This window comes from Caballeronia sp. LZ032, assembly GCF_031451315.1.
Taxonomy (GTDB): Bacteria; Pseudomonadota; Gammaproteobacteria; order Burkholderiales; family Burkholderiaceae; genus Caballeronia.
Window position 1 is genome coordinate 1,371,656 of sequence record NZ_JARUXP010000001.1, and the last position, 12,306, is coordinate 1,383,961.

Sequence of the window (12,306 nt, forward strand, 5' to 3'; positions counted from 1 at the left end):
TCGCTGCGCCCCGAATCGTTTTGACGCACGCTTTTGCGGCACGCGCGAAGGCCTTCCGGGCCTGAACAAGGCTCAAAGCCCGCCAAAAGCTGCTAAAATCTCAGGTTTTTCGTCGTACTCCATTCGAAAGGACGCGCCGTGCTGTCTACCGCCAACATCACCATGCAATTCGGGCCCAAGCCCCTCTTCGAGAATATCTCGGTCAAGTTCGGCGGAGGGAATCGCTATGGGCTGATCGGGGCGAACGGCTGCGGCAAATCCACCTTCATGAAGATTCTGGGCGGCGATCTCGAGCCCAGTTCCGGCAACGTGATGCTGGAGCCGAACGTCCGTCTGGGCAAGCTGCGCCAGGACCAGTTCGCCTACGAAGACATGCGCGTGCTCGACGTCGTCATGATGGGCCACACCGAGATGTGGGCCGCGATGACCGAGCGCGACGCGATCTACGCCAACCCCGACGCCACCGACGACGACTACATGCGCGCGGCGGACCTGGAAGCCAAGTTCGCGGAATACGACGGCTACACGGCCGAGGCGCGCGCGGGCGAGCTGCTGCTGGGCATCGGCATCAACATCAGCGATCACAACGGCCCGATGAGCAATGTGGCGCCGGGCTGGAAACTGCGTGTGCTGCTGGCGCAGGCGCTGTTCTCGAAGCCCGACGTGTTGCTGCTCGACGAGCCGACCAACAACCTGGACATCAACTCGATCCGTTGGCTGGAAGACGTGCTCAACCAGTACAACTCGACGATGATCATCATCTCCCATGATCGCCACTTCCTGAACCAGGTGTGCACGCACATGGCAGACATGGACTACGGCACGCTGAAGGTCTGGCCGGGCAACTACGACGACTACATGCTGGCCTCCACGCAGGCGCGCGAGCGTCAGCAGGCCGCCAACCAGAAGGCGAAGGAACGCGTGGCGGACTTGCAGGACTTCGTGCGGCGCTTCTCGGCCAACAAGTCGAAGGCGCGTCAGGCCACCAGCCGTCTGAAGATGATAGACAAGATCAAGATCGAGGAATTCAAGCCGTCGTCGCGTCAGAACCCGTTCATCCGCTTCGAGTTCGAAAAGAAGCTGCACAACATCGCGGTGGTGGCGGAAGACCTGACCAAGAAGTACGACCGCACCATCTTCCAGAACTTTTCGTTGTCGGTGCAGCCGGGCGAACGCATCGCGATCATCGGCGAGAACGGCGCGGGCAAGACCACGCTGCTCAAGTCGCTGAAGGGCGTGCTGGATCTCGATCACGGCACGGTGAAATGGGCCGAGAACGCGAATGTCGGCTACATGCCGCAGGACACGTACGAAGAGTTTCCGAAGGACGAAACGCTGACCGAGTGGATCGACCAGTACCGCAAGGAAGGCGACGACGAGCAGATGATGCGCGGCACGCTCGGCCGTCTGCTGTTCAATGCGGACGACATCAAGAAGAACGTGAAGGTGCTGTCGGGCGGCGAGAAGGGCCGCATGATCTGGGGCAAGCTGATGCTCGGCCGCCACAACGTGCTGCTGATGGACGAGCCGACCAATCACATGGACATGGAATCGATCGAGTCGCTGCAGATCGCGCTCGAGAAGTTCGAAGGCACGCTGATCTTCGTGTCGCATGACCGCGAGTTCGTGAGCGGCCTGGCGGACCGGATCATCGAAGTGAAGACCGACGGCACGTTGCGGGACTTCGGCGGGAATTACGAGGACTTCCTGGCGAGCCAGGGGATTCAGTAAGTCCGGCAACTGCGCGTCAAATGCAACGGCCCGTCTCGCAAGAGCGGGCCGTTTTTGCGTCTGCTTCCGGATTTACAGATGGTCGTTGCGGAACCGCATCGCGGTGCCTTCGCGCCGTATGCGTTCCCAGACCACGCGCTTCTCCTCATCGGAGAGAAACACCCAGTTGGACACCTCGACGGCCGTCCGGCCGCAGCCTTTGCAGACATCGTCGAACAGGGTGGAACACACGCCGATGCACGGGCTGTCGGGCTGATCGTGAAGAATGGAAGACATAAGAACGGGTCATGGCCCGCCGCCGTCCGCAATGCGGCCCGGCGACCAGGCGATCGGAAACAAAAGAAAACTCAGCGCGCGATACTGTAGCCTATCCGCGCGATCCAGTGATGTCGCTGGTTGTAATCGAGGATATCCTCGCCGTAGCCGTTGAAGTAGCTCACGAACAGATACCCGCCCCATGCGCTCCCGATCAGCTTGGCCAGCGGATACGTGAGCTGCGAATCGACGCTGCCGTACCAGTGCTTCGTGCCCTTGCGCAGCGTGGTCGCGAGTTGCAGGCCCTCCGGGCTGCCGTACTTCACGAGAAAGTCCACATACCCGCGATAATCCGCGATGTCCTGATTTCCCGACTTCGACAGGTAATAGTAGAACTTCGGCGAGAGCGTCAGGTGATTGCTGTCGAGGTCGCCGAATTCCCAGGTGGGCCGCACGAAGGCGATGTTGATCGCCCGCGAATCCGCGCCGCTCTTGCCGTTCGATTCATGCCCGATACCCGCCGCCATGCCCATGCGCGTATAGAGCGGACTGTTCCAGCCCGTGTCCTGCACGTAGTAGAACAGCTGCGGCTGGAAGCTGATGTCGCGGAACGGCACCGACTCCGCGGAGAGATTCCAGATGGCCGTCTGCGTATAACCGAAGTAGAGGTTGTCCAGGAAGCCGCGCGAACGCGGATCGTCCGGCAAATGCAGCCGGTACTTGAAGCTGAACTGGAATTTCGCGAGGTTGTCGCCGTTCTTGCCATCGGCGAAATAGATCGGCTCGAAGCTCGAGAAGCGGCCCGACAGCAGGGTATCCGCCGTCGAGGTCGGCGCCGCCTGCGTGTTGGCCGCGGCCGTGGCGGTCGCGAGTTGCGAGGGCGTGGTCGCCTGTGTTTCGCGATGCTCGGCGGCCGCCACCTGCGTCTGCGACTCGCCGCGGTTGATCGTGACCAGCATCGGCGAGGCGTCGAAGCCCACCGGATCGATCTTCACGGTGCCGCGCGCCGCGTCCGGCCACGGCGCTGAAAACCGCACCCGTCGATACTGCCCCGGCGCAAGCCGCAGACGGTCGGGCACCTTGGGATCGCGCGTGAGCGTCAACGGCGCGGGCGGCAGGTCGCCGTTGGTCAGATTCACGGTCAGTTGTTTCGGCACATCGACGGCGAGTGCTTTTGCGTCGTCATCGGTATAAAGCAGCGTCAGTTCGAGCGGCTGGGAAGCCGCCGCTTCGCGCGCGGGTTGCAGCACGGCGACGGTAGCGTGAGCAGCTCCGCTCGCGCACAACGTGGCGAGCAGCAGGGCGTGAGCGGGAGAAAGCCGTCGTGGGCGGTAAGGCATGTCTGGTTAGTGTCCTGTTGCAGGCGAAATCCAGCACGCTGCGGCGTGCTGTGGCGTGGTCCGGCGGGGTCCGACGAAGCGGCAAGAAATGCCGCGCGTCGGGATGAGGTAGCGAAAATCATGCCTCGACGCCCCACTTGCACGGAAACAGCCAGATTTAACCCGAAAACACCGCCTGCCAGAGCATCGCGCCGTTCAACGCGACGATCACACCCGCGCAGCCCCACGCCAGCGCGAGCGGCAGGCGTGCGACCCGCCAGCGGCCCATCAGCCGCGCATCGGACGCGAAGCTGACGAGCGGAATCACCGCAAGCGGCAATTGCAGGCTCAGCACGACCTGCGTCGCGACCAGCAGCGTGTTCGAGCCGTGCTGGCCAAAGCACGCCACCGCCACCAGCGCCGGACCGATCGCGAGCGCCCGCGTCGTCAGCGCACGCGCCCAGCGCGCCATCTTGAGCCGCAGAAAGCCTTCCATCACGGCTTGTCCGGCCAGCGTGCCGGTGACGGTCGCATTGAGACCGCAGGCGAGCAGCGCGGCCGCGAACACGACGCCCGCCCATTGACTGCCGACGAGGGGCGCAATCAGCCGGTGGGCATCGGCGAGATCTTCGACTTCGGTGTGGCCGCTCGCATGAAACACGGCCGCGGCCACGATCAGCAGCGACGCATTGACGACGAACGCCAGACCGAGCGACGCGAAGGTATCGATGTTCACGCCACGCAGTGCCTGCCCGATCGACACGTCGTCGCGGCCGCGCGCATGGTCCCTGACGAGCGTGGAATGGAGATACAGGTTGTGCGGCATCACCGTGGCGCCGAGCACGCCGGCGGCGAGCCACAGCATGCCCGCATCGCGCACGAGCTGGGGCGAGGGCGCCACGCCGCGCAGCGCGTCGCTCCATGACGGATGCGCCAGCGCTAGCTCCACCACGAAGCAGACGCTCACGAACAGGATCAGCGCGGTCACGACGCGCTGCAAGGGCCGTCGCCCGCGGCTTTGCAGTGCGAGCATCGCGAACGTGCCGACCCCCGAGAACAGCACGCCCGCCGTGAGCGAGATGCCGAACAGCAGCTGCAACGCCACCGCGCTGCCGACTACTTCGGCTACGTCGCACGCGATGATCGCGATCTCGCACGCCACCCATAGCGCGAAGTTCGTGCGCGGGCCAAAACGTTCACGGCACAGCTGCGCGAGATCGCGGCCCGTGACGACGCCCACGCGCGAGGCCACCCATTGCAGCAGCATGCCCATCAGGCTTGCAACCAGCACGACGAAGAGCAGCGAATAACCGTAGCGCGCGCCGCTGGCGAGGGCTGTCGCCCAGTTGCCCGGATCCATGTAGCCCACGGCGACGAGCGCACCCGCGCCGGCGAACGAATACCAGCGCCCGCCCGAGCGCGGCCCGCGCCGGCGTGGGGCGTCCCGCTCGTCCAGATTCGCCGGGTGCGACTGCGCGTCGGATTGCGCGGCGGACAGTGCGCCAAGCGTGGACGGGTTGGTGTTCATGCGAAGGCGGCCTCGAATAGCGGGCAACGGCGCAGCGATGACGTGCGGTCGTTGCGGGTTCTGGACGCGCCGCATGCACGGCGCTCGTCGCGAGCCGCCTGTACGGCGCTCGTCGCGCGCCGCCTAGGCGGCGCTCGTCGAATTGGCTCGCAACAACTGTTCCGCTGGCTATTCGTGGTCGGATGCCGCAGCCCATTGTTCCGCTTGCCGCCTGAAAGAAACTGAAAGGCGGGCAAGGGAAGGGCATGCCGGCAGCCGACCACAGATAATGACACCCCATCGGCACAAGGCGCCCGCGGTCCCTGTGGCGAGTGTGGTTTTATCAGGTGCCGCAGGGGGCGATTAGGGGCTAAAATGCGCGCTCCCCGCGGGTGCGGTTTGCATCGTTGAAGCTTGCTGCGCAAGACTTCCGGACCGACGTGCCGCGTGGTTGTAGATTTTGTGCGACAGGCGGCCCGTTAATTTTTGTCGCGCTTGCGTTTAATGGTAGTTTTCGGGGTTTTGAGGGGCGTCGCGCGCCAGGGTCGGGCTTGAAGCGACCGGGACTTCAACCGGTGGCGGATGCGCGCGGCACGACGTCTTGACAGTCGCAACAACGGAGAATCGAGATGAACGAGAAACTGGCGGGCCGCATGGTCAAGCTGGCGGGCGCGCTGACCTGCGCCGCGATGTTGACTCCGCTCGCTGCAATGGCGAAGGACACGCAGCTGAACGTGTACAACTGGTCGGATTACATCGCCAAGGACACGATTCCCAACTTCACCAAGCAAACCGGCGTCAAGGTGAAGTACGACAACTACGACAGCGACGACACCCTCCAGGCCAAGCTGCTCACCGGCAATTCAGGCTACGACATCGTCGTGCCGACCAGCAACTATGCCGGCAAGCAGATTGCCGCCAACATCTTCTCGCCGCTCGACAAATCGAAGCTGCCCAACCTGAAGTATCTCGATCCCGACCTGATGAGGCTGGTCGCGGGCGCGGACCCGGGCAACCAGTACACGGTGCCCTGGGCGTACGGCACGACCGGCCTGGGCTACAACGTCGACAAGGCGAAGAAGCTGCTCGGCGACAACGTCGAACTCAATAACTGGGACATTCTCTTCAAGCCCGAGAACATCTCGAAGCTGAAGGCCTGTGGCGTGTCCGTGCTCGACGCGCCCGACCAGATGTTCGCGGCCGCGCTGCACTACATGGGCAAGGATCCGATGAGCACGAACCCGGCCGACTATCGCGCGGCCCTGGCGATGCTGAAGAAGATCCGCCCGTACATCACGCAGTTCAACTCGTCGGGCTACATCAACGACATGGTGGGCGGCGACATCTGCTTCACCTACGGCTGGTCGGGCGACGTCGTGATCGCCAAGCATCGCGCGGTGGATGCGAAGAAGCCGTTCAAGATCGAGTACTACATTCCGAAGGGCGGCGCGCCGGTGTGGTTCGACGTGATGGCCATTCCGAAGGACGCGAAGAACAAGGAAGCGGCGCACGAGTGGATCAACTACATCGAGACGCCTCAGGTGCACGCCGCGATCACCAACGCGGTCTACTACCCGAGCGCGAACCTCGAAGCGCGCAAGTACGTGGACAAGGACGTCGCCAACGATCCGGCCGTGTACCCGCCGCAGGACGTCATCAAGACGCTGTTCCTGCTGAAGCCGCTGCCGCCGGAAATCCAGCGTCTGCAGACGCGGCTCTGGACCGAGTTCAAGTCCGGCCGATGATTAAGACACGCCGGCCGCGTTCCTGAATCGACGAAGCCCCTGGTCCTCCGGGGGCTTTGTTCGTGCGGAATGCAACTGCGGCAGCGACGGGCAACGATGGCAATGATGGGCAATGGCGCGCGCAACGCGGCGCAACCACGCAGGAGTCGGACAGGCAATCATGAGTGAGCAGTCGAGCGCGTCGCAGGCGGCGCCGAATGGATCGGGTGGATCGGGTGGACCGGGCGGAGTCAATGGCCGGCAGGAGCCGCGCGGCACCTTGTCCGGCACGAGTCTCACCGACAACTTCGTGCAGGTCGTCGATGTCGTCAAGAAGTTCGGCGAGACTACGGCCGTGCGGGGCGTCAATCTGTCGGTGAAGAAGGGCGAACTGTTCGCGCTGCTCGGCAGTTCCGGATGCGGCAAGTCCACGCTGTTGCGGATGCTGGCCGGCCTCGAGTCCGTGACCGAAGGCCAGATCCTGATCGACGGCGAAGATCTCGCGCAGATGCCGCCGTATCGGCGGCCGGTCAACATGATGTTCCAGTCGTATGCGCTGTTTCCGCACATGAGCGTGGAGTCGAACGTTGCGTACGGGCTCAAGCAGGAAGGCGTGCGCGGCGCGGAGCTGAAGGACCGCGTCGACACCGCGCTCAGGCTCGTGCAGATGGCGCCGTATGCGAAGCGCAAGCCGCATCAGCTCTCGGGCGGCCAGCAGCAGCGCGTGGCGCTGGCGCGCAGCCTCGTCAAGCGCCCGAAGCTCCTGCTGCTCGACGAGCCGATGTCCGCGCTCGACAAGCAGATTCGCCAGCGCACGCAGATCGAGCTGGTGAACATTCTCGATCAGGTCGGCGTGACCTGCATCATGGTGACGCACGATCAGGAAGAGGCCATGACCATGGCCAACCGCCTGGCCGTGATGAGCGAAGGGCAGATCGTGCAGCTCGGCACGCCGCACGAAGTCTATGAATTCCCGAACAGCCGCTTCTCCGCACAGTTCATCGGTTCGACCAACCTATTCGACGGCAATGTCGTGGAAGACGAACCGGATCACGTGTTCGTCGAATCGACGGACCTGCCGGTGCGCCTCTATGTGAACCACGGCATCACCGGGCCGCTCGGCATGCCCGTGACGATTTCCGTGCGGCCCGAGCGCATTGCGCTGACGCGCAAGCCGCCTGAAGGCGCCTATAACTGGGGCCGCGGCAAGGTGAGCAACATCGCGTACATGGGCGGCTACACGCTGTATCACGTGACGCTGGATTCAGGCAAGGTCGTGGTCGCGAACCTGTCGAGCCTGGCGATCGGCGAAATCGAGTCCCCGACCTTCGACGACGAAGTCTACGTGCGCTGGAGCGCGTCGGCCGGCGTGGTGCTGACGTCATGATGGCCAACCTGTTCCGGCGCATGGGCCTGTCGGGGCGCACGCTGGTGATCGGCGGGCCGTATCTGTGGCTGCTGCTGCTGTTCTTCGTGCCGTTCCTGCTGGTCGTGAAGATCAGTTTCGCCGACAGCCAGCTTGGCATTCCGCCGTACACGGAACTGGTCGCGCTGAAAGACGGCGTGATGAATATCGCGCTCGATTTCTCGCACTACGCGTTCCTGGTGCAGGACAGCCTGTACTTCGCGACCTACATGAATTCGCTGCTGGTCGCGGCGGTCTCGACGCTGCTGTGCCTGCTGATCGGCTATCCGATGGCGTATTACATCGCGCGCTCGAATCCGGCTTCGCGCAACCTGTTGCTGATGGCGGTGATGCTGCCGTTCTGGACGTCGTTCCTGATCCGCGTGTATGCGTGGATCGGCATTCTCAAGAACAACGGCCTGCTCAACAACTTCCTGATGTCGATCGGGCTGATCCATTCGCCGATCGAGCTGTATCACACCAACATCGCGGTCTATATCGGCATGGTGTATTCGTATCTGCCGTTTCTCGTGATGCCGCTGTACGCGCATCTCGTGAAGATGGACCTGACGCTGCTCGAAGCGGCCTACGACCTCGGCGCCAAGCCGTGGAAAGCGTTCGTGCAGATCACGCTGCCGCTGTCGAAGAACGGCATCATCGCGGGCTGCCTGCTCGTGTTCATTCCGGCGGTGGGCGAGTACGTGATTCCCGAACTGCTCGGCGGCGCGGATACCCTGATGATCGGCCGGGTCATGTGGAACGAGTTCTTCGATAACGCCGACTGGCCGATGGCCTCCGCCGTCACCTGCGCGATGGTGCTGCTGCTGCTCGTGCCGATGGCGCTGTTCCAGCACTTTCAGGCGAAGCAGCTGGAGGGCAAGCGATGATCAAGACCAGTCGTCCGTTGCAGATCACGTCGCTCGGCATCGGCTTTGCGTTCCTGTATATCCCGATCCTCAGCCTGATCGTCTATTCGTTCAACGAGTCGCAGCTGGTGACCGTATGGACTTCGTTCTCGCTCAAGTGGTACCGCGCGCTCTGGTCCGACGACGAGCTCATCAACGCCGCGTGGCTCTCGTTGCGCATTGCGTTCCTGACCGCGTGCGCGTCGGTGGTGATCGGCACGTGGGCGGGCTTCGTGCTCGCGCGCATGGGCCGCTTCAGGGGCTTCACGCTCTATACCGGCATGATCAACGCGCCGCTCGTGATCCCCGAGGTGATCCAGGGCATTTCGTTGCTGCTGCTGTTCGTCGAGATGGCGAAGCTGATCGGCTGGCCCGCGGGGCGCGGGCTGTTTACGATCTGGGTCGGGCACGTGATGCTGTGCATCTCGTATGTGGCGATCATCGTGGAATCGCGCGTGCGCGAGCTGAATCCGTCGCTGGAGGAGGCCGCGCTCGATCTGGGCGCCACGCCCTTGCGCGTGTTCTTCACGATCACGCTCCCGCTCATCTCGCAGGCGCTGGTGGCGGGATGGCTGCTGTCGTTCACGCTGTCGATCGACGATCTCGTGCTGTCCGCGTTCCTGTCCGGGCCGGGCTCCACGACGCTGCCGCTGGTCGTGTTCTCGCGCGTGCGGCTGGGCCTCAATCCGGAGATGAACGCGCTGGCGACGTTGTTCATCGCGGTGGTGACGGTCGGGGTGATCGCGGCGAATTACTTCATGCAGCGCAGCGAGCGCAGAAGGCTCGCGGGGGTGATGTAGGCATTATTGCGAAGGTTTGATGATGCGCGGCCCCGCGTCGAAAGACGCGGGACCGCGTGCGTTTCCGACCTTCAGACGGCGGCGAGATGGCGTGCGAAGGTGGCTGGATCGGTATTGGTGCCGCACAGCAGTACGCCGACGCGCTTGCCTTGCAGGCGTTCTCGCAGCGGCCCGAGCAGGGCGGCGGTGGCGGCGGCGCAAGCCGGCTCGACGGCCAGCTTGAGTTCGCCGAACAGTTGCAGCATGCCGTGCCGCAACGCGTTGTCCGACACGGTGACGATCTCGTCGATATGCCGCCGGCACAGCTCGTAGCTGTACTGCTCGGTGTGCGGCGCCATCAATGAATCGGCGATCCCGTGCATCGCGCCCATCTTGATCGTGTGATTGGCTTCGAAGCTGCGCTTCATCACGTCCGAGCCTTCCGGTTCGACGCCGTACACATGCAGTGACGGATTCGCGAGGCGCATCGCGGTGGAGACGCCCGCCGCGAGTCCGCCGCCGCCGATCGGCAGGATGACCGCATCGAGATCCGGCGCCTGCGAGGCCCATTCGTAGCCGAGCGTGGCCGTGCCGAGCACGGTGCGATAGCCGTTGAACGGATGGATGAACACGCGTCCTTCTTCCGCCTCGACGCGGCGCACGACATCGAACGCTTCCGCGACGTTCTCCGCGAACACGACTTCCGCGCCGTAGCGCCGGCATAGCGCGACGCGCGCGGGGCTTGCGCTGCGGATGATCACGACCTTGGCGCCCACGTCCATGCGTTGCGCGGCGTAGGCGACCGCCACCGCATGATTTCCCGCCGACACGCAGGTGACGCCTGCCGAGCGTTCACTGTCGGTGAGCGCCAGCAGGTTGGAGAACGCGCCGCGGGCCTTGAAGGTGCCGCTCGCCTGCAACAGCTCCATCTTGAAGGTGACGGGCGTGCCTTCGAGCGTCGGGAAATCGTGACGCTCGAAGGTGGGCGTGCGGGCGACCCAGGGCGTGAGGGCCATGTGCTGCCCGGCGATGTCGTCGAGCGTGGGGATCGGCGTGCCGTCGATCGTGTTGTCGGAATGGTGCGTGTCGGTGGACATGACGCGTGGTGGCTTGAGTTGGATCAGCGTGCTTGCGCTTCGACGGACATGCTGTGGATGAACTTGCCGAGGAACGCCTCGCACTGCGCGAGCTGTTCGAGCGACACATATTCGTTCGCCTTGTGCGCCTGTTCGATGTTGCCGGGCCCGCAGACGATGCTCGGCACACCCGCGTTGGCGAACAGGCCGGCTTCGGTGCCGTAGGCGACCTTGTGTTTTTCCTGGTCCGCGGTGAGGGCGCGCACGAGTTGCGTGATGGCGGCTTGCTCGGTGGCGTCGAGGCCGGGCGCGGAGGCGAGCTTCGTGAATTCGATGGCGGCGTTGCCGTGTTCCTTCAGCATGCGCGGCAGCAGCGTCTCGCGTGCATAGGACTCGATGCGCCCGAAGATCTGATCGGGATCGATGGTCGGCAGGTTACGGAATTCGAACTCGAAGTTGCATTCGGCCGGCACGGTGTTGATGGCGTTGCCGCCCTTGATGGTGCTGGTCTGGCCGGTGGTGAAGGGAACGTCGTAGAGTTCGTCGAACGGGCCTTTGGCGCGGAACTCGTCGACGAGGTCGCGGATATGGCAGATGAGGCGCGCGGCGTACTCGATGGCGTTGAGGCCTTTCGGCGTCAGCGACGAATGCGCGGCGAAACCGCGCACGCAGCAGTGATAGGTGTTGATGCCCTTGTGGGCGATGATCGGCCGCATGGAGGTCGGTTCGCCGACGATGCAGCCGTCCGGTTGCAGGCCGCGCTTCTTGAGGTCGGCGATCATCAGCGGCGCGCCGGCGCAGCCGACTTCTTCGTCATACGAAAGCGCGAAGTGAATGGGTTTGGCGAGCTTCGTGGCCTGCATTTTTGGCAGCATCGCGAGTGCGGCGCCGATGAAGCCTTTCATGTCGCACGAGCCGCGGCCGTAGAGGAGGCCGTCGCGGACCTCGGGCTTGAAGGGGTCGCTGTGCCAGTTCTGGCCGTCGACGGGTACGACGTCGGTATGGCCCGACAGCACGATGCCGCCGTTGGTCTGGCCGTCGTGGGCCGGGACCGTGGCGAAGAGATTGGCCCACTGGCCGCGTGGATCGTTGGTGATCGTGGCCTCGATGCCCGCGCGGCGCAGTTCGTCGCGGACGGTTTCGATCAGGCCAAGGTTGGGGTTGCGGCTGACGGTATCGAAAGAAATCAGTTTTTCGATCCAGGGGAGGGAGAGCGGTGAGGCGTTTCCGGATGAGGACGATGAGGCTTCGAGATGCGCCTGGTCAGCGATCTGTGACATTTTTTGGCTCCTGCGGGTAGGGTTTGATCATAGCCCAAAAACGCTCGTTCCCTCGCTTGGGGTTTGGGTTGGCGTTTCGCTCGCGCTTCGATGGATTTGACGGTTTTGCGTCGGGTGACAGGGCTCTGACGTTCGCCTGTGCTTCCATGGACTGAGGTTCACTCGGTTTTTCGCCTTCCAGAGGCCCCGGGTTATGCAGCCGCATCCCTTGTCCGCTGAGCCACAACCCAGTCTTGCATGAACTGGGTTGGCGACACGAAGCCAAGCGATGAATGACGACGACTGCGGTTATAAAACACTTCGATGTATTCGAACAAGTCCGCGA

11 protein-coding genes are annotated in these 12,306 nt (G+C 63.7%); 5 read left to right on the forward strand and 6 right to left on the reverse strand.

Going from position 1 to position 12,306, the window contains the following annotated elements:
* Nucleotides 1-138 precede the first annotated feature (138 nt).
* Nucleotides 139-1,731 carry an ABC-F family ATPase gene (locus tag QCE69_RS06450; RefSeq protein ID WP_309915744.1) on the forward strand — a complete coding sequence of 531 codons (1,593 nt, stop codon included), beginning with the start codon at nucleotides 139-141 and terminating at the stop codon, nucleotides 1,729-1,731.
* 72 nt (nucleotides 1,732-1,803) lie between these two features.
* On the opposite strand, the gene QCE69_RS06455 is transcribed toward QCE69_RS06450, so the two are convergent.
* The 3 genes from QCE69_RS06455 to QCE69_RS06465 all read right to left on the reverse strand — a co-directional run bounded on the left by QCE69_RS06455 (nucleotide 1,804) and on the right by QCE69_RS06465 (nucleotide 4,833).
* Nucleotides 1,804-2,007: a DUF1289 domain-containing protein gene (locus tag QCE69_RS06455; RefSeq protein ID WP_309808206.1), complete on the reverse strand. Its 204-nt coding sequence runs from the start codon at nucleotides 2,005-2,007 to the stop codon at nucleotides 1,804-1,806.
* Between the two features lie 71 nt (nucleotides 2,008-2,078).
* Complete coding sequence (locus QCE69_RS06460; protein ID WP_309915747.1) at nucleotides 2,079-3,326, reverse strand: phospholipase A; 1,248 nt, start codon at nucleotides 3,324-3,326, stop codon at nucleotides 2,079-2,081.
* Nucleotides 3,327-3,483: 157 nt separating this feature from the next.
* Nucleotides 3,484-4,833 (reverse strand): Nramp family divalent metal transporter, encoded by a 1,350-nt coding sequence (locus tag QCE69_RS06465; RefSeq protein WP_309929959.1) that lies wholly within the window; start codon nucleotides 4,831-4,833, stop codon nucleotides 3,484-3,486.
* Nucleotides 4,834-5,441: 608 nt separating this feature from the next.
* On the opposite strand from QCE69_RS06465, the gene QCE69_RS06470 reads away from it, so the two are divergent.
* The 4 genes from QCE69_RS06470 to QCE69_RS06485 all read left to right on the forward strand — a co-directional run bounded on the left by QCE69_RS06470 (nucleotide 5,442) and on the right by QCE69_RS06485 (nucleotide 9,646).
* The gene (locus tag QCE69_RS06470) at nucleotides 5,442-6,557 is read left to right on the forward strand and encodes a polyamine ABC transporter substrate-binding protein (RefSeq protein WP_309929961.1); all 1,116 of its coding nucleotides are present in this window, start codon (nucleotides 5,442-5,444) and stop codon (nucleotides 6,555-6,557) included.
* A 160-nt stretch (nucleotides 6,558-6,717) separates the two neighbouring features.
* A complete protein-coding gene (locus QCE69_RS06475) occupies nucleotides 6,718-7,923 on the forward strand; it encodes a polyamine ABC transporter ATP-binding protein (protein ID WP_309929962.1) in 1,206 nt (401 codons plus the stop codon).
* Nucleotides 7,920-8,828, forward strand: a complete 909-nt coding sequence (locus tag QCE69_RS06480) for an ABC transporter permease subunit (protein ID WP_309808212.1) — start codon at nucleotides 7,920-7,922, stop codon at nucleotides 8,826-8,828. Before QCE69_RS06475 ends, QCE69_RS06480 begins: the two co-directional genes overlap by 4 nt.
* Complete coding sequence (locus QCE69_RS06485; RefSeq protein WP_309919672.1) at nucleotides 8,828-9,646, forward strand: ABC transporter permease subunit; 819 nt, start codon at nucleotides 8,828-8,830, stop codon at nucleotides 9,644-9,646. The genes QCE69_RS06480 and QCE69_RS06485 overlap by 1 nt, the downstream gene beginning before the upstream one ends.
* A 71-nt stretch (nucleotides 9,647-9,717) precedes the next feature.
* On the opposite strand, the gene QCE69_RS06490 is transcribed toward QCE69_RS06485, so the two are convergent.
* The 3 genes from QCE69_RS06490 to QCE69_RS06500 form a co-directional block, all read right to left on the reverse strand.
* Entirely contained in the window at nucleotides 9,718-10,722 is a 1,005-nt protein-coding gene (locus QCE69_RS06490; protein WP_309929964.1) for a threonine/serine dehydratase, read from the reverse strand.
* Nucleotides 10,723-10,745: 23 nt separating this feature from the next.
* Nucleotides 10,746-11,981, reverse strand: coding sequence for an acetylornithine deacetylase (gene argE, locus QCE69_RS06495; RefSeq protein ID WP_309915761.1), 1,236 nt, complete (start codon nucleotides 11,979-11,981; stop codon nucleotides 10,746-10,748).
* 191 nt (nucleotides 11,982-12,172) lie between these two features.
* Nucleotides 12,173-12,306, reverse strand: a 134-nt coding sequence (locus tag QCE69_RS06500) for an IS3 family transposase (protein ID WP_409021197.1), incomplete at its 5' end; no start/stop codon positions are given.